The 18,315-nt window shown below is 66.1% G+C and carries 15 protein-coding genes; 14 read left to right on the forward strand and 1 reads right to left on the reverse strand.

Annotated features, from left to right (window positions below; genetic code table 11):
- Positions 1–271: 271 nt before the first annotated feature.
- From AC1AYR_RS02340 to AC1AYR_RS02390, 11 genes are all read left to right on the forward strand, one after another.
- The gene (locus AC1AYR_RS02340) at positions 272–1,318 is read left to right on the forward strand and encodes an ROK family protein (RefSeq protein WP_476511316.1); all 1,047 of its coding nucleotides are present in this window, start codon (positions 272–274) and stop codon (positions 1,316–1,318) included.
- A 77-nt stretch (positions 1,319–1,395) separates the two neighbouring features.
- The gene (locus AC1AYR_RS02345) at positions 1,396–2,685 is read left to right on the forward strand and encodes an ABC transporter substrate-binding protein (RefSeq protein ID WP_476511315.1); all 1,290 of its coding nucleotides are present in this window, start codon (positions 1,396–1,398) and stop codon (positions 2,683–2,685) included.
- Between the two features lie 14 nt (positions 2,686–2,699).
- Complete coding sequence (locus tag AC1AYR_RS02350) at positions 2,700–3,653, forward strand: carbohydrate ABC transporter permease (protein ID WP_476511314.1); 954 nt, start codon at positions 2,700–2,702, stop codon at positions 3,651–3,653.
- Positions 3,646–4,485, forward strand: a complete 840-nt coding sequence (locus AC1AYR_RS02355) for a carbohydrate ABC transporter permease (protein ID WP_476511313.1) — start codon at positions 3,646–3,648, stop codon at positions 4,483–4,485. The genes AC1AYR_RS02350 and AC1AYR_RS02355 overlap by 8 nt, the downstream gene beginning before the upstream one ends.
- Before the next feature lies 1 nt (position 4,486).
- Positions 4,487–5,992, forward strand: coding sequence for a DUF4127 family protein (locus AC1AYR_RS02360; RefSeq protein ID WP_476511312.1), 1,506 nt, complete (start codon positions 4,487–4,489; stop codon positions 5,990–5,992).
- Positions 5,989–6,930 carry an acyltransferase domain-containing protein gene (locus tag AC1AYR_RS02365; protein ID WP_476511311.1) on the forward strand — a complete coding sequence of 314 codons (942 nt, stop codon included), beginning with the start codon at positions 5,989–5,991 and terminating at the stop codon, positions 6,928–6,930. Before AC1AYR_RS02360 ends, AC1AYR_RS02365 begins: the two co-directional genes overlap by 4 nt.
- An 11-nt stretch (positions 6,931–6,941) precedes the next feature.
- Positions 6,942–7,964, forward strand: a complete 1,023-nt coding sequence (locus AC1AYR_RS02370) for an ROK family protein (RefSeq protein ID WP_476555127.1) — start codon at positions 6,942–6,944, stop codon at positions 7,962–7,964.
- Positions 7,965–7,982: 18 nt separating this feature from the next.
- Positions 7,983–8,657, forward strand: a complete 675-nt coding sequence (locus AC1AYR_RS02375) for an N-acetylmannosamine-6-phosphate 2-epimerase (RefSeq protein WP_476511309.1) — start codon at positions 7,983–7,985, stop codon at positions 8,655–8,657.
- A 222-nt stretch (positions 8,658–8,879) separates the two neighbouring features.
- The gene (nagB, locus tag AC1AYR_RS02380; RefSeq protein ID WP_476511308.1) at positions 8,880–9,692 is read left to right on the forward strand and encodes a glucosamine-6-phosphate deaminase; all 813 of its coding nucleotides are present in this window, start codon (positions 8,880–8,882) and stop codon (positions 9,690–9,692) included.
- Between the two features lie 81 nt (positions 9,693–9,773).
- A complete protein-coding gene (gene nagA / locus AC1AYR_RS02385; protein WP_476511307.1) occupies positions 9,774–11,081 on the forward strand; it encodes an N-acetylglucosamine-6-phosphate deacetylase in 1,308 nt (435 codons plus the stop codon).
- A 74-nt stretch (positions 11,082–11,155) separates the two neighbouring features.
- Positions 11,156–11,629 carry an aldo/keto reductase gene (locus AC1AYR_RS02390; RefSeq protein WP_476511306.1) on the forward strand — a complete coding sequence of 158 codons (474 nt, stop codon included), beginning with the start codon at positions 11,156–11,158 and terminating at the stop codon, positions 11,627–11,629.
- Positions 11,630–11,633: 4 nt separating this feature from the next.
- Here the strand turns inward: AC1AYR_RS02390 and AC1AYR_RS02395 are convergent, their stop codons facing one another.
- Positions 11,634–11,852, reverse strand: a complete 219-nt coding sequence (locus AC1AYR_RS02395; protein WP_476511305.1) for a hypothetical protein — start codon at positions 11,850–11,852, stop codon at positions 11,634–11,636.
- A gap of 295 nt (positions 11,853–12,147) precedes the next feature.
- Between AC1AYR_RS02395 and AC1AYR_RS02400 the strand changes: the two genes are divergently transcribed.
- The 3 genes from AC1AYR_RS02400 (at position 12,148) to AC1AYR_RS02410 (ending at position 18,004) form a co-directional block, all read left to right on the forward strand.
- Entirely contained in the window at positions 12,148–13,512 is a 1,365-nt protein-coding gene (locus tag AC1AYR_RS02400; protein ID WP_476511304.1) for a metallophosphoesterase family protein, read from the forward strand.
- A gap of 2 nt (positions 13,513–13,514) precedes the next feature.
- Positions 13,515–16,934 carry an AAA family ATPase gene (locus AC1AYR_RS02405; protein WP_476511303.1) on the forward strand — a complete coding sequence of 1,140 codons (3,420 nt, stop codon included), beginning with the start codon at positions 13,515–13,517 and terminating at the stop codon, positions 16,932–16,934.
- A gap of 74 nt (positions 16,935–17,008) precedes the next feature.
- On the forward strand, positions 17,009–18,004 hold the full coding sequence (locus AC1AYR_RS02410; protein WP_476511302.1) for a nucleoside hydrolase: 996 nt from the start codon (positions 17,009–17,011) through the stop codon (positions 18,002–18,004).
- The last annotated feature ends 311 nt before the right edge of the window (positions 18,005–18,315 follow it).

The raw sequence follows: 18,315 nt of genomic DNA on the forward strand, positions 1-18,315 counted from the left end.
GGCGGAAGGAATGGCGCGTGCCCTCACCAGCATTGGTTTGTGTAATTAACGATTAATACTATCCGGATGGATGCGCTGTAATCGTATGCTTTGTTAACAATGTTGCGACATGCCGGAAGAATGGCTTCATTTCAATGAAATTAGGCGTGTCGCGACGGGGCGGCTTGCTGGGTGGAAATCCGTATGTAATAATCAGTTAACCAACTTAACTAACAAACTCATGTATACCGTTTCGCAGTGGAGACGGCACATGGAAGGAAGGTCGAAGACGATGGTTGAGTCCCGGTTGGACGCCCGAACGAACCCGGCGGAGGTCCGCGGCCCGGTCCGCGTCGGCATCGACGTCGGCGGCACGAAGACGCTGTGCGTCGTCGTCGATGCCGCCGGGCGGATCGTCGCGCAGGTCAGGACCTCCACCGGGCGTGGCGGCGACCGGGTGGCCGGCGATACGGTCGCCATCGTCGCGGACGCCCTGCGCGCGGCCGGCTTCGACCCGCGTACGGCGCCGGTCCTGGGCATCGGCGTCGGCATCCCCGGCACCGTGGACCGCGCCACCGGCAAGGTGACGCAGGCCGTGAACCTCGGCGCCGACGAGATCGACCTCGGCGCGGCCCTCATCTCCGCCTACGGCGTCAGGGTCGTCGTCGAGAACGACGTCAACGCCGCGGCGATGGGGGCGTGGGGCCTGAACGGCTGCACGCCGGCCGACGCCGCGTTCCTCAACCTCGGCACCGGCGTGGCCGCCGGGTTCATCGTCGACGGCCGTCTCGTCCATGGCTCCATGGGCGTCGCCGGGGAGATCGGCCACATGGTCATCGACCCGGACGGCCCGCGCTGCGGCTGCGGACAGCGCGGCTGCGCCGAGGCCATCATCTCCGGTCCCGCCGTGGCGCGCGCCTGGCCCACTAACGCCGTCTACCCGATCGTCGACCTGCTCGCGCGGGCCGACGCGGGGGACGCGGACGCCGTGCGCGTGCGCGACGTGTTCGCCATGGGCGTCGCCCGCACCGTGCAGCTCATCACCCTCGCTGTCGATCCGGCCGTCATCCTGCTCGGCGGCGGCGTCACGAACGCCGGCCGGCCGCTGCTCGACTGCATGCGGCGCGCGATCGCCGTGCTGGAGGCGGGGTCCCCCTTCATCGCCTCGCTCGCCATGGGCGATCGGCTGCGGCTCGTGGACGCGAGCCGGCCGGCAGGCGCGCTCGGTGCCGCCCTGCTCGTCGGTCGCGATCCGGCCGACGGCGGCATGGGGGAGGGTGCCGAGGCGGCCGCCGCGGACGCCGCCCCCGTCGGAAGGGAGGCGGGACTTCCGGTATGACGCGGCGCGACGACGCCCCGGCCCAATGCAAGATTTCCCCGATTCCATCGGGAGCGGGAAAGGAAAGGAAAATAACCATGAACAAGATCCTCAAGAAGGTGCTGGTCGCCGGCTGTGCGGCGGCGACGGTGCTGTCGATGGCCGCCTGCGGTTCCGGCAGCAGTTCCGGTGATGCGAACACCATCAAATTCCAGACCTGGAACCTCAAGAACGACACGTTCAGCCCGTACTTCAAGAAGGCGATCGCCAAGTTCGAGAAGGAGAATCCCGGCACGAAGATCGAATGGGTCGACCAGCCGGGCGAGAACTACGACCAGAAGCTGTCCACGGACGCCGCCGCCGGCCAGCTGCCGGACGTGGTGAACGTCTCGGAGACGCAGGGGTACAACCTAGCCAAGGCCGGGGCACTGCTCAACCTCAGCCAAGAGATGCCCGATGCGGCGAAGGACTATTTGCCGCAGGTGTGGAAGGGCAGCACGTTCAAGGGCAACGGCATCGACGAAGGCGTCTACGGTTTCCCGTGGTACCTCAACATCGACGTGGCCTACATCAACAAGCCGCTGTTCGAGGAATGCGGATTGGACCCGAACAATCCGCCGACCACCTATGACGAATTCTTCGAGCAGGCCAACACCTTCGCTGAGAACTGCGCGTCCAAAGGGAAGTATTTCCTCGCCATCCCCCGCATCATGACCTCCGAGTTCGAGGAATACGGTGTCGACACCCTCAACAAGGACCACTCCAAGTTCACGCTCAACTCCGCCAAGGGCGTCGAATACGTGCAGAAGTACGTCGACCTGTATAAGAAGGGCGCCTTCCCCAAGGATGGTCTGACCTCCAACACCATCAGCGCCGAGAAGCTGTACTTCCAGGGCAATATCGCCTACATGCCGAATTCGACCTCCTCGATCGCCAGCTTCAAGACGAACGCCCCGGATCTGTACAAGAACCTGGACGTCGCCCAGCTCGTCACCAACAATGACAACACCATCAATCCGATGACCATCGCCGTCAGTTCCCAGACGAAGAACAAGGAGCTGTCGCTCAAGTTCGCGAACTACATCACGAACAAAGAGAATCAGCTGGCGTTCGGCAAGCTCGCCAATGTCTTCCCCTCAGCCGCCGGTTCGATGGATGACAAGTACTATCATCCGACCGACACTTCGAAGATCGAGAACAAGATCATCGAAGTGGCTTCCAAGGAAATCGACAATGGTGACACGGGCAACCGTGCCCCCGAAGTCTCCGACAGCGACGATACCAACACCATCAGCCCGCAGATCGCGAAGGCCATTCTCGGCCAGCAGACCGCCAAACAGGCCATGGACAACATCGTCAACACGCTGAACGAAAAGTTGGGTGAGTGATCATCATGCCGACGATGGAGAAGAACATCTACGGAAGCGCTTCCTCTGTGAAGCGTTCTCCACGCCCTGCGGCGGCGAAAGGCAGGGGGTTGACCGATGACGGTCCCACGTCATGGCTGTTCGCCGTGCCGGGTCTCATCATTCTGGTGACGTTCTGTCTGTATCCGTTCATCAACACGGTCAGACTCTCGTTCACCAATGCGAGAATGCTCACCGCAGGGCGCTTCGTCGGCATCGACAACTACATCAAGCTTTTCTCGGACGCCCGATTCCATACGGCGTTCCTCAATTCGACGCTGTATGTGGTGTGCGTGGTGCCGTTCATGGTCATCCTGCCGCTGATTCTGGCGTCGCTGGTGACCGGGAACTCCCGCATCATCGGTTTCTTCCGTACGACGTACTACTTCCCCGTGGTGCTGTCCGCCGTGGTCGTCGGTCTCATCTGGACCAACATTCTTGACACCAAGGGCCTGGTCAACTCGATGCTGCAGGCGCTGCACATCATCACGGAGCCCATTCCCTTCCTGACCGATCGCTGGTTGACGTTGTTCAGCGCCATGTTTGTCACCATCTGGTTGGGATTGGGCTACTACATGATCATCTACATCTCGGCTTTGGCGAACATCGACCGTTCGCTGTACGAGGCCGCCCAGTTGGACGGTGCTGGACCGGTCAGGCAGTTCCTGCACATCACGGTACCGGGATGCAAGTCCACGATGTTCCTCATCCTTCTGTTGTCGTCCGTGTCGGCCTTCCGAGTGTTCAACGAAGTGTATGTGATCACCCGCGGTACCGCCGGCATTGGCGGCGAGGACATCACCATGACCTATCTCATCCAGCAGGAGGGCACGGGACTGAACGCCCGTACCGGCTACGCCAGCGCCATCAGCGTGGTGCTGCTGGTCATCGTGGGCGTCATCACCATCATCCAGTTGGTCGCCGAACGAAGGGGCGGGGATAATGACTGAGACAAGACGACGGTTCCGCATTGGCACGGTCATCCAATACATCGTGCTCGTACTGGTGTTCATCCTGCTGGCCGGCCCGCTGGTGTGGGAGATCGCTTTGGCCTTCAAGGGGCCGCAAGACAACGTGTACGCCATGCCTCCATACCTGTTCCCGAAGTCTCCGACATGGAACAATTTCGTGCAGGCGATGAGCCGCATCTCGATGCTGCAGTACTTCAAGAACACGATTCTCGTAGTCATCATCAGCGTGCTCGGCAACATCATAGGATGCACGATGGCCGGCTATGCGTTCGGATGCCTGAAATTCAAGGGCAAGTCCATCGGTTCCGCGTTGTTCGTCGTCGCCATCCTGGTGCCGATGGAAGGCATCATGATCTCGAACTTCCTGACCATCAAGGCCATGGGACTGACCAACACGTTGCTCGCTGTGGCTCTGCCGACTCTCATCGCGCCGCTGAACGTGCTGCTCATGACCAACGCGTTCAAAGCGGTCCCATTGGAACTTATCGAGGCGGCCAAGGTCGACGGTGCGAACCAATGGCAGCGATTCCTCCACATCTGTGTGCCGCAGGTCAAGGGCACGATGACCGTCGTCGGCATTCTTTCCTTCGTGAACGCGTACAACGACTTCCTCTGGCCGCTGCTCGTACTGAACGACGATGCGAACTACACGCTGACGCTGGGGTTGAACCGCTTGCAGGGCACGTTCTTCACCGATCCACGACTGGTCGCCGCCGGCGCGGTTGTTTCCATGGTCCCCATCATCGTATTCTTCGCGTTCTTCCAGAAGTACCTGTTCCAGGGCCTCCAGGAAGGCGGATTGAAGGGCTGACATGCGCATCCTCCTGCTGCCGCTCGACGAGCGGCCCTGCAACGCCAAGTTCCCGGCGATGATCGCGCGCGGCGGCGGCGTCGAACCCGTCGTCCCGCCGCGCGCCATGCTCGGCGACAAGAAGACCCCGGCCGACCCGGACGCCCTGCGCGGCTTCCTCGCCGCGCACGCGCCGCACGCCGACGCCGCCGTCGTCTCCCTCGACATGCTCGTATACGGTGGGCTCATCCCCTCCCGCCTGCACCACCTGCCGCTGGAGACGGCGCTCGCCCGGCTCGACGCGGTGCGCGGTCTCAAACGCGCGAACCCGGGGCTCATCGTGTACGCGTCCATGTCGGTCATGCGCGCGCCGCAATACGACAGCGACGACGAGGAGCCCGACTACTACGCGACCTACGGCCGCGACCTCTTCCGCCGCGCCTGGCTGCGCGACCGCGAGGCACGCGAAGGGCTCGACGCCGCACAGCGGGACGAACTCGACCGCATCGCCATCCCGGACGATGTGGTCGGGGACTACGAGCGCCGCCGCCACGTCAACCTGATCGTCAACGAGGCATGCCTCGACCTGCTGCGCGAAGGCGCGATCGACTTCCTCGTGTTCCCGCAGGACGACTCCAGCCCCTACGGGTACACGGCCGTCGCCCAGCGTCGACTCCAGCGTGCCATCGAGGCGAAGGGCGTGCGCCGCCGCGTCATGGTCTACCCTGGCTCCGACGAGATCGGCTGCACGCTGCTCTCCCGTGCCGTCTGCGCGCTGCGCGGCGAGACCCCGGCCATCCGCCCCCGGTTCGCCTCCACGCTCGGTCCGTCGATCGTGCCCCTCTACGAGGACCGCCCGATGATGGAAAGCCTCAAATCGCACGTGCGCGCCTGCGGCGCCCGCCTCGCCGACCCCGACGAGACGGCGGACATCGAACTCATGGTCGACGCGCCCGGACGCGTCATGCAGGAGGCGCAGTCGGCCGTGGACGGCCGAGACCCCACCTACGACACCTACCGCAACCTGCCCGTCTTCGTCGACGACGTCGCACGGCTGCTGGACCGGGGGCGCCGCGTCGCCGTCTGCGACAGCGCGTACGCGAACGGCGGCGACCCGCAGCTGCTCCACGACCTCGACGCCGCCGACGCGCTCGCCGGACTCGCCTCCTACGCGGGCTGGAACACGAACTGCAACACGCTCGGCACCACGCTCGCGCAGGCCGTCGTCGGCCATGTGGAGTCCTCGGACCGCACGCGCAACCTCGCGTACCGCCTCATCGAGGACGTGCTCTACCAGAGCGACGTGCGCTGGCGGGTCGATGCGCTCCTCGCGGACCACGGCGGCTCCTACCAGGACGTCCGCCCCTGCGCGGACTGGGCGCGGAACACCGCGCGGGAGCTCCTCCAACGCTCCTACGACAGTCTCGCGCTGTCGCGGACACTGCCCGCGGCCATCGACGAAGTGCGGTTCCCGTGGCGCCGCATGTTCGAGATCGACATGGATCTGACCATGGAGGCCACGCGATGAGCGGCACGATGCGACCGCCCGTCACCGCGCCCTTGACCGCGGACGAACGTCGGCTGCTGGCCGGGCCGGTCGACCGCGCGACGATGGATGGCCTGTACACGGACATCGGATTTGCGGACGACGTCATCGCGCGGTTGCGTGCTGTCGACGCGCGGCCGACCGTGGACGACGCCCGTGGCGGGGACATCGCCGACGTGCTCGCCGGCCTGTTCGAGCCGGAACGCTGGAACGACGCCGTGGCGCGGCTCACAATGCTGTCTGGCGACCCGAGCGGCATGACCCTCCTCGCGTGGTTCATGCGCGCGGCCGTCGTCACCCGCGTGCGATACGCGGCGCAGGGCGTCGACGACGAGGTGTTCCGCGCCACGATGGGATTCTTCCCGCGGTTCATCGAACGCCGGCGGGCCGTATACGGCGACATCCGGTTCGACCAAGAGTTCTGGGCCGTGCGGCAGATCGCGATGACGATCTTCCGCATCGGCGAACTCGAATTCGAACTCATCGGCGCGGGGGAGGAGACGGACGACGGCGCGACGACATGCGTGGGCGTCCACATCCCCTCCGACGCACGGCTGGAACCCGACGTGCTGATCCACACGTTCGACGCCTGCGCACGGTTCCTCGCGCGGCATCGCCCCGGATTCACCGGACGTCCCCTCCGCTGCGACTCCTGGCTGCTCGACCCCGCGTTGGGGCCGATGCTGCCCGAAGGTTCGCGGATCGGCCTGTTCCGTTCGCTGTTCGACGTGGACGGGCTGCAATACGGCGACGACTACAAGCAATGGCTGTACGGCCGACCGGACATCCCGGACGCCGACCTGCCCAGACGTACCAGCCTGCAACGGGCGGTCAAGGCGTTCGTGCTCGCCGGCGGACGCATGGGCATCGGCTACGGCACGCTGCGGCCCGACGCTCTGCGGCGACTGGAGGACGTATGACGGGAACACGTATGACGGGAGATGACGATACGACGCCGCGCACGGTGATCGCCATTGACATCGGCGGCACCAAGATCGCCGGCGCGGTGCTGGAGGTCGAAGCGGGACGGTCGACGGCCGCTCCGCGTGCGCTCTGCCACATGTCGCAACCGACGATGGCCGACCGCGGTGGCGCCGACGTACTTCGACGCGTCGCCGCGGCCGCCGTCGAACTGCTGCACCGATGCGAGGACGAGGGCCGTCCCGTCGCCGGCATCGGCGTGAGCGCCGCCGGTGTGATCGACGATCAGGGGTGCGTGGCGTCGGCCACCGACCTGTTGCCTGGATGGGCCGGTATCCCGCTCGGCGCCGCCCTGCATGAGGCCACCGGGCTGCCGGTCCGGGTGATGGGCGACGTGCACGCCCACGCGTTGGGTGAAGCCCGGTGGGGCGCGGGTCGCGGACTCGACTCGATGCTGCTTGTCGCGGTCGGCACTGGCATCGGCGGGGCTGTGGTCGAAGCGGGCCGTGTCCGGCTCGGCGCGCATCACGTGGGCGGCCACATCGGCCATGTGATACACCCCGCGGCGGCGGGACTGCGCTGCTCGTGCGGCAGGATCGGCCATATCGAGGCGATCGCCTCGGGCAGCGGCATCGAGGAACGATACGAGGCCGCGACCGGCGAGCGTGTGTCCGGCGTCGAGATCTCGCGGCGGGCCACATCCGGCGAACGGACGGCGGCTGACGTGCTCGCCGTGGCGGGCCGTGCGCTGGGGAACGTCCTCGGCTGCGAGGCCAATATGACCGATCCCGCCGGCATCGTGCTGTCCGGATCGGTATGCGCGGCCGGCCGTCCTTGGCTCGACGCCGTGTTGGCCGGCTACGCGGAGCAGGCGATGGACGGGGTGGCCGGCGTGCCGCTCATCCTCGGCGCGCTCGGCGGCGACGCCCCGCTGTTCGGCGCCGCTGCCGCGCTGCTCGGCCATACGTGTGAGGTGGCGTCGATGTCCGCGGCGGGGCCATCGACGACGGCAAGGAACGACGACAGGCAATGACGACAAGGAAGGCATGACATGGAATTGGTGATCGAACGCATCCGGCATCAGCTCATCGTGAGCTGCCAGGCGTACCCGGGGGAGCCGATGCGGCATCCGGAGACGATGGCGCAGATTGCGCTCTCCGCGCAGATGGGCGGCGCGGGCGGCATCCGTTGCCAGGGTCTCGCCGACATCAGCGCCATCAAGGGCCAGGTGTCGGTGCCGGTGATAGGCATCTGGAAGGAAGGCGACGACGGTGTGTACATCACGCCCACCCTGCGCCACGCGCGCTGTTGCGTCGCCGCCGGCGCCGACATCGTGGCGTTGGACGCCACTGACCGGCCGCGCCCGGATGGATTGACCCTCCGTGAGACGGCGGCCGCGCTCAAACGCGACGGCGTGACCATCATGGCCGACTGCGGATGCCTTGACGACGCCCGCAACGCCGTCGACGCCGGATTCGACATCATCTCGACCACGCTGTCCGGCTACACCGGGGCGAGGCCCGCCACGCCCGGACCCGATTGGGAGCTGCTCGAGGCGATGCTCCGCGAGTTCCCCGACGTGCCCGTAATCTGCGAGGGGCGCATCCACACGCCCGCCGACGCGCGACGCGTCATGGACATGGGCGCGTGGGCGGCGGTCGTCGGCACCGCCATCACCCATCCGATGCGTATCACCGGATGGTACACGGACGCGTTGGCCCGATGACCACGGACCGACGGCAAGAACGATGAACGATCGACTCGGCCTGTCCGACCGGGGTCGGAGCCGCGACGACGCAGAATATTGAGACGTCGGTGATGCGGTCCGGGTTCCGTCGGACGGCCGGCGTCGAAGTGGATGTCGGCGGCGCGCGTCACGAGAAGCAGAGCGTGTGTGCGCGGGCGCATGAACGTATCAGGAACCGCATTATCAGAAAGGAAATCAATCATGGCTGAAGTGATCATCGTAAGGAACGAGGAGGAGGCCGGCGAGATCTACGGCCGCTCGGTCGCGGACCTCATCAAGGCCAAGCCGGACGCGGTGCTGGGCCTGGCCACCGGTTCGAGCCCGCTGGCCGCCTACCGTGCCCTCGCCAAGATCGTGCATGAGGAGTCGATCGACGTCTCCAAGGTGCGCGGCTTCGCGCTCGACGAGTATCTGGGCCTGCCGCTGACGCACCCGGAGTCCTACCATTCGACCATCCACCGCACGGTCGTGGAGCCTTTGGGTCTCGACCCGGCCAAGGTGCACGTGCCCGGCGACGTGCTGGACGGCGCGCCCCTGGAGGCCGGTGACAGGATCGCGGCCGCCGGTCCGGCCTATGATGCGGCGATCGAGGCCGCGGGCGGCATCGACGTGCAGATTCTCGGCATTGGCACCGACGGTCATGTGGGATTCAACGAGCCGGGGTCGTCGCTCGCGTCGGGCACTCGCGTGAAGACGCTCGCCAAGCAGACGCGCATCGACAACGCGCGTTTCTTCGATGACGACATCGACCAGGTGCCGACGCATTGCATCACGCAGGGCATCGGCACGATTCTCAAGGCGCGTCATCTCGTGCTGCTGGCGTTCGGCGCGGGCAAGGCCGAAGCCATCGAGGAGACCGTCGAAGGAGGCGTGTCCGCGTTCTGCCCGGCCTCCGCGCTGCAATTGCACCCGCACGCGACGATCATCATCGACGAGGAGGCCGCGTCCCGCCTGCGCCACAAGGACTACTACCGCTACGCCTACGCACACAAGCCCGCCTGGCAGGGCATCTGAGCGTAGCCTGTAATCAAGCCGGAACCGGGCTCCCCTTTTCGCTCGTGAAGGGGAGCCCATACGCATATCAAGGAGGCCATGATGGCACAGGACAGAAGCGAGACCGTCGCACGGGTGACGGCGGCGTTGGAGGGCGAGGCCCGGCCGGTCGCGATCCGCGGGGCGCGCAAGGTGGACGCCCGCGGCGAGCAATCCGGATGTTGGGTGGTTGCGGACGCGCGCGGCGTGATCGTCGCGTCCGGCGCGAGTGCGGCGAACGGCGATGGCGAGGAGGCGTTCGAGCACGCCTGCCGCACGGTCGGCATCGACCCGGCCGGTGCGGATGGTTCCGTGATCGACGCCGACGGGCGGATTCTCACGCCCGGTTACGTGGATATCCACGCCCACGGCGCGTGGGAGAAGTCGTTCGACGATGGTCCGGACGGCATCGACGTGGCACGTGCCGGCCACGCGGTGCACGGCACGACCCGTCAGGTGCTTTCGCTCATCACGAACCCGATGGATGTGATTTGCCGCAACATCCGCACTGTGCACGAGAAGATGGCCTCCGGCCGCCCGGACATCCTTGGCTGCCACTTGGAGGGGCCGTTCCTCGCGTTGAAGCGCAAGGGCGCGCACGACCCGAACTGCCTCAAGGACCCGGTGCCCGAACTCGTCGATGAACTGTTGGAGGCCTCCGGTGCCGACCCGGCCGCCGGCAGGCTTGGCTGCATCCGTCAGATCACCATCGCCCCCGAACTGGAACACGGCATCTCCGCCATCAAGCAGTTCGCCGCCGCCGGGGTTGTGCCCGCGGTGGGCCACTGCGACGCCGACTACGAGACCGCTCAGGCCGGTTTCAATGCGGGCGCGGGCATCATGACGCACATGTTCAACGCGATGAACGGCCTGCACCACCGCGAGCCCGGCCCGATTCCGGCCGCCGTGGAGGACCCGCGCGTCGTCATCGAGCTCATCAACGACGGCTTCCACGTGCAGAACCCGATGGTCCGCCTGGGCTTCGGCTTCGCACCGCACCGGATTGCGTTCGTCACTGACGCGATGGCCGCCACCGACTGCCCCGACGGCGCGTACAAGCTCGGCGAACTCGACGTCAACGTGGTGGACGGCCACGCCAGGCTCGTCTCCAACGGTGCCATCGCCGGATCCACGCTGACCTTGGAGGTCGCGGTCCAGCGTGCGGTCAACGAACTCGGTTTGAGCCCGGTCGCCGCCGTCGAGGCCGCCACCCTCACCCCGGCCCGCGCCTTCGGATTTGACAAGGCCAACAGTGTCACCGGTGCGCCGCTCGGCCTCATCGCCCCCGGATACGCCGCCGACCTTAACCTCCTCGACTCCGCCGACTGGGCCGTTGACCACGTGTGGTGCGCGGGGCGGCGGCTTCGTTGACGCGGCATCGTGCTGACGCAGCCGCGATGTCATAGCATCACGGATGACGGCATGACGCGACGGAAGGGGAGGTCATGATGGTCGGGGACGGTCGTATGGCGGCGGAAGACGACGTGACGGAAGGCGCGGCGCGGACGGGGACGACGTCCGACGTGACGTTGCCGGACGTGAGCGCGATGCCGCGGCTCGGCATGGGCACGTGGTATTTCGGCGAAGGCCGCCGGCCGGCGTCACGGGAGATTGAGGCGCTGCGGACCGGACTGGACGCAGTCATCCGACTCATCGACACGGCGGAGATGTACGCGGACGGCGGCACCGAACGGCTCGTCGGCCGAGCCGTCGCCGGCTATGATCGCGATTCGCTGTATCTCGTCTCGAAGGTGTACCTGCACAACGCGGGACGTCGCCACCTGCGCCGCAGTCTCGAGGCGAGCCTCGGACGGTTCGGCACCGATCATCTCGACATGTACCTGCTGCACTGGCGCGGCTCCGTCCCGTTGCGCGAGACCGTCGCCTGCATGCAGGAGGCGGTGGGGGCGGGCTGGTGACGGTCTACGCCAACCCGGCCTTGATGGTCACGCTGTTGGCGGTTTTCGTCGTGGAGTGCGTGATGGTGCCGCCGTACGAGCCGGTGGAGTAGTTGAGCGTGAATTTCACGCCCGTGAGCGTGGTCTGGTAGGCGTCCACGCCGGAGATGGTGAGCGTGTCCGTGGCCAGTTTCGCGTTGCTGGTGTTGGCCTGGTTCTGGTAGGCCATGGTGGACGCGTTCATGGACGGGGATGACGGACGCCTGAGCAGGAGATCGACGACTATGTGAACAACGGCGTGGTGCCGGTCCGCTTCGCACTGCAGGATTGGGGGCGGATCGGGCAGTGAGTCGTGTCGGCGCGGGGTGGCGATGAGGCGGTCTTCGCATGCGACACGCCGGATGTCTTCTGAATAGGCGGGATGACGGAGAAAAACCGGTACATATGTACCGGTTGGTGATTGTTCGGTTTACGGTGGGCGAAGACGACATACAGGTTGGTCGGCGGCGTATCCGCCGATCCGGACGGAAGGAGCCGTCATGAGGGTGCTGCACACCTCCGATTGGCATATCGGGCGCCGGTTCAAAGGCGTCGATCTGCTTGACTATCAGCGCACGGCATTGGAGTGGCTGATCGGCCTGATCGAACGCGAGCATGTGGATGTGCTGTGCGTGTCGGGCGACGTGTACGACCTGTCCGTGCCGTCCGCCGAATCGATTCGCCTGTTCGACACGATGTTCGACCGGCTCGGCCGTCTCGAAGTCGATGGGAATCCGCTGGAGGTCATCATTACGCCCGGCAACCATGACTCCGCGATCAGGCTCGGCGCGGGTGCGGGGCTGATGCGTCCGAACGTGCACATGCGATGCGGCGTCGAGTCTCTCGCCGATCCGATTGTCGTCTCGCGCGGGGAGGAGACGCTCGCCGTATACGCTCTGCCGTATCTCGATCCGGACACGGCACGTTCCGGATTGCAGCTGTTGCTGGAACAGGCGGGCGTGGACTACCGTATCCCGCGGTCTCATGAGGGCATGATGCGCGCCGCCTTGGAACTCGTCACCCGCGACCTCGCCTTCCGGCGCGATGGCGATCCGCATCTTGCGGCGGCGCTCATGGCGCACGTATTCGTTTCGGGAGCCGCCTCCAGCGAATCCGAACGCGGCATCGCCGTCGGCGGGGTCGACAGCGTCCCCGCCTCCCTGTTCACGGGCAGCGGGCTCGACTATCTGGCGCTCGGGCATCTGCATCGCCCGCAGCTGGTGACCATACCGGATGCTCCGGCAGGGGAGTCCGTGTTCGCTCTCGACCGCACGCCGCAGGCGCGTTACAGCGGATCGTTGCTCGCCTACTCGTTCTCGGAAAGCCGCACGCCGCCGGTCGTCGGCAACGGCAAAAGCGTCGTGCTGTTCGATGTGTCGGAAGGAACGGTAGGTGGCATCCGCACGGTGGACGTGCAGTCGGACGAACCCGCGTTCGTGCGGCTGGAAGGCACGGTGGAGGAGATTCTCGGCGGTCTCGCCGCTGCCCATCGCGACGACTGGGTGTCGTTGACCGTGCACGCCTCGGAATTTCCGCAAGGGCTTTACCAGAAGATCGATGACCGATACGCGCACGCTTTGGAGAAGAACATCGTGTACGACCGTCGGCCGGCGGCGGCGCATCGGCGGGCGGTGGACCTGCGCAAGGCAGTCTCGGAAATGGACGTGCTCGAACAGTTCGTCCGTCATCAGCTCGACCGCGACCCCAACGCCAAGGAACGCCGCGTACTGGAATCGGCCGTGGAAGCGGCGTTGAACGGTCATGCCGAGCATGCGGGCGGCGGGGCTGGCATCCCAGAGGCCGGCGGTGTCGGCATGAGGAACGGCGTCGGACGCGTGCCGGCCGAAGCGGACAAGGAGGACTGACCATGAAACTCATCGCCATGAAATTCCGCGGCATCGGACCGTACAAAAGCGAATACGCCATCGACTTCGCCGCGTTGACCCGGTCGGGCATGTTCCTCATCGACGGGGAGACCGGCGCCGGCAAGACGACGATTCTCGACTGCCTCACGTTCGCCCTGTACGGCAACATCTCCGGCAACGAGAAGGACACGTTGGACTCCGGTGGCGACGGCCAGCGCGTCCGCTCGCGGTTCCTCGCCGACAGTCGCGAGGAAACCTACGTCGATCTGATCTTCCAATCCGGAGACGACTACTACGAAGTGCGACGCACGCCGAAATACGATCATCCGAAAGCCAACGGCGAAGGCACGACCGCACACAACGCCACAGGAAAACTCATGCGTCTCGACCGGGGCATCGCCGCGCTCGCCGGGACGCCGGGCGACGGGGCGGAACGATATTTCGACTACGCCGAACAAGCCGGGCACGCCGAGGCGATCACATCGCGCGCCGGCGACGTGCGACCGGAGATCACACGCCTGATCGGACTCAACCGCGAACAGTTCTCCCGCACCATCATGCTCGCCCAAGGCCAGTTCGCCATGTTCCTGTCCCTGAACCCCGAGAAACGCACCGAACTCGTAGAGAACCTGTTCGGTGCGAAAATCTACGAGGACATCCAGAACGAACTCGCCGAACGCCGCAGAACGATGAAAAGCGACATGGAACGCTCCGGAATCCGACTCTCCGGGAACATCGCCGCAGCCAAGGTCACGGCCTCGCGGGTTCTCGCGGAGCGCGGCGTCGGCCTCGAAGGAGGCGACGAGCCGGAGATCCTATCCAATGCGCGCTGGGGCCTCGACCGGGACGACGCCGGCAGGCTCGCCTACCCCGCACGCGAGCCCGATGAGATCAGGGAGACGCTCCACTCCGTCGTCGTAGGAGTCGACGCGGAATGCGAGAAACTAGTGGCGGACGGCGAAACCGCGAATACGGCGGCCGGACAGGTTCTCGAACGCGCACGCGCGCATCATGCGCATGCCGTGGCGTTGCGTGATGCGGCGGCGCACGAGTTGCGAGATCTCCGATCGTTGCACGACGTGCAGGCCGACGGTCCCGTCATCGAACAGGACCGGCACATTCTGGGACTGGCCGACGAAGCCCGGCCGATCGTCGACCTCGCCACGCAGGTCGAATCCCTGGAAGGGGAACGGCAACGACTCGTCGAACAAGCCGCGGCACTGCAACGGCAACTGGAAGGCATGGAAGACCGGAGCGAGTTGGAGCAGCGTCGCGAACAGGCGTTGAAGGCGGCGGCCGGCATCCAGGCTGCCCGATCCGATCTGGAGAACGCCGATGCGCACGAGCGGCTCATCGAAGCCGCCGAGCAGGCCCGAACGCGGCATGAGCAGGCGAAACAGGCTCTCGCACAGGCACATGCCAAGGCGGAAGACGCGCGGAAAGCATTGGACGAGCTGCCGGACGGCGACGACATCGAGCAGGAACTCCAACACATCGCCGAACGGCTGGGCGGCGCGCAAGGATTGGCTTCGGAACTCGAGCAAGCCAACCGCATACTCCAGCACGCGCGACAGGTCGAACGTCTCCGGGACGAACTGCCCGAGCTCAAACGCCGCAGCGAAACCGCCGAAACCGCGCACGCCGCCGCGAAACGAACCCTGCAACTCGCCGACGCCACCATCAGGCAATCCGGAGCCGCCCAATACGCGGCCCTGCTCGAAGACGGGGAACCGTGTCCCGTATGCGGCAGCATCGAGCATCCGTCACCCGCGCTTGCTCCCGACGACGTGGCCGACGCCGCGGAACGTGCCGAATTGGAGCAGCGTGTCGAGAACAAGCAGGCCGAAGCCGAGCAGGCGCGCGCCGTGGTGCGCGACGCCGAACGTGACCTCGCCTCGCACGTCGAACACAGCGAAGGACTCGACGTCGAGCAGGCCGAAGCGCGCATCGCGCGCATCGAAGCCGACCTCGCCGCATTGGATGGACAACGCCACCGGCAGGACGCGCTGCACGCCACCCGACAGACCATAGCCAAGGCGGAGGAGACGTTACGGCAGGCCACAACCGAGCTCGCCGCAGCGGAGGCGAAAGCGGAAGCGGCCGGTGCCAGCGCGGCGGATGCCGCCGAGCAGGCGCAAGGATATACCGCGGCGACGGTCGAACGGGAACGTGCCGACGCCAACGCGCGCATCGCCGAAGCCGAAGCGCGGCAGAAGGAAGCCGAACAGCTCAAACAGGCCATCGGCGAACGCGACGAACTTGAACGCCGATACACCGGGGAACAAGCCCAGGCGGACGCCGCCGCGCACCAGGCTGCCGAAGCCCAAGCGAACCTGACCGACGCCCTCGCACACAGTGGCCACTTCGACACTGTGGGCGCCGCGATCGCAGCGGGTCTCGACGAACAGGAACACGCCGCAATCCAGCAGCGGATACAGCGCCACGAGCACATGATCCAAACCGCGCAGACCAACCTCGCCCGATCGCGAGACGACTTGGGAGCCAGCCTCGCCGGCATCGACGAGCAGGAACTACGCGCGTTCGGCATCGACCTTGACGCGATGGAAACCGATGCAGATGCCGTCGGTCAGGCCATACCGGTCACCGGTGCCACCGGTCTGGCCGCGCCGGCATCCGGTGCGGTCTGCGTCGCCTACACGGATGACGGTAAGCCGACGCCATTGGGCATGGCGATCGACGCCATCGACGTCGACGCATCCAATGCCGCCGTACGCGAAGCCGAACTGCACGCCGACGAAACCGGCAGGCGAGTCGGCGCACTCGCCACGCTCAGGCAGGACTGGAACACCCAAGCCGCCGCCATGGAACAAGCCGCCGTGCAATGGGAACACCAAGCCGCTCGATTCGCGCCACTGGAACGCATGGCCGCCCTCACCAACGGCGACAAAAACGCCTCGGGAGCCCCCGACCGCCTCACCCTCATCACCTACGCCGTCACCGAACGGTTCCGTGACGTGCTCGACCGCGCCAACGAACTGCTCGGCGACATCCAAGGCGGCATCTACGAACTGCGGCTCGTGAAGAACGCCTCGACCGGCAACCGCAAGACCGGACTCGACATCACCGTGTTCGACCGACGCACCGAACGGACACGCAACCCCGGCACCCTCTCCGGAGGCGAGACGTTCTTCGTCTCCCTCGCCCTGGCGCTCGCGCTCGCCGACATCATCCAGGCGGAGAACGGCGGCATCAGCATGGACACGCTGTTCGTCGACGAAGGCTTCGGCACCCTCTCCGAAGACTATCTGTCCGACGTGATGGACATGCTCCGCCGCATCAGCCGCACCCGCGACGTCGGCATCATCTCCCATGTCGACTGGCTCAAGGACCAGATCGCCGAACGAATCGAAGTGAGCCGTGTCACGCCCGACGGGGAAAGCCGATTGGAGGTGATAGCCTGAAGCCGATAGGTGACAGTTGACAACCGACAGTTGGCAGTCGACAGGCGGCGAACGTCAGGGAGAGCGGGCGGAATATGACCGACAGGAAGAAACTCATACTGGATCTCGACACCGGCATCGACGACACGCTCGCCATCGCCTACGCGCTCGGCAGCCCCGACGCCGAACTCATCGGCATCACCGGCACCTACGGCAACGTGACCGTCGAACAGGGCGTACGCAACGCGCTCGCCGTCACCGAGCTGTTCGGACGCGCCGACATCCCCGTGTACCGGGGCGTCGACCATCCGATCAACGCCGACCCGCGCAACGGCGGCGACGGCACGTTCACCGTGAGCAAGGGGTCCGCGTTCATCCATGGCGGCAACGGCATCGGCGAAGTGAGGATTCCCGATTCCACGCGCGAAGCCGAAACGCAGACATCCGTCGACTTCATCATCGACGCCGCCGAAACTTACGGCAAGGACCTGTGGCTCGTGCCGACCGGCGCGATGACCACCATCGCCGCCGTGCTCGAACGCGAGCCGCGCGTCAAGGACATGATCGGCGGCATCGTGATGATGGGCGGCGCGCTCACCGTCCCAGGCAACGTGAACGCATGGACCGAGGCGAACATCGCGCAGGATCCGGAGGCCGCCGACCGGATCTTCCGTTCCGGCGCGCACGTGACGATGATCGGACTCGACGTGACCATGCAGACGCTCCTCACCAAGCGCGAGACCGCATGCTGGCGCGCGACCGGCACGCCGGCCGGCCGTTTTCTCGCCGACATGACCGACTACTACATCGACGCGTACGCGGTCAGCGCGCCCGGCATGGGCGGATGCGGCCTGCATGACCCGCTCGCCGTGGCCGTCGCGCTCGATCCGACGCTCGTGACCACGCTGCCCATCAACCTGAAGGTCGACCTCGACGGTCCCACGCGCGGGCGCACCATCGGCGACTACGACCGTCTCAACACGGCCGACAAGACCGTCGACGCGGCGGTGGGCGTGGGCGTCCGCCGGTTCCTAGACGAGTTCATGGCGCGCGTCGGCGCCGTCGCGGCGGGAGGCGGCGCAACCGCGTGAGACGCGTCTTGCGCGGGGCACGCGGCGTGCTACGATGTGCAACCGAAGTCAAGACATCGATCCGTCATCAGCGGGGAGTCTTCGGAAGAACGGCGAGCAGCCGCCATACCGACGGCCGTGGTCATCGTACCCGGCTGCGTCTGGCGCATATCCTCGCTTATTAGACCCGACGGGATCGGCCCGACATAGCCGAACTCAAGCGGTCGCGGCGTGAGGCGTCTTCAGAAGACGCGATCCGGCGCGGCAAGCGAGGTGGTACCGCGGTGGCGGTGCCGGTGGACTGCACGCACGTCGCATGGAGCGATAGGCGT

The organism is Bifidobacterium sp. LH_417, from assembly GCF_056357035.1.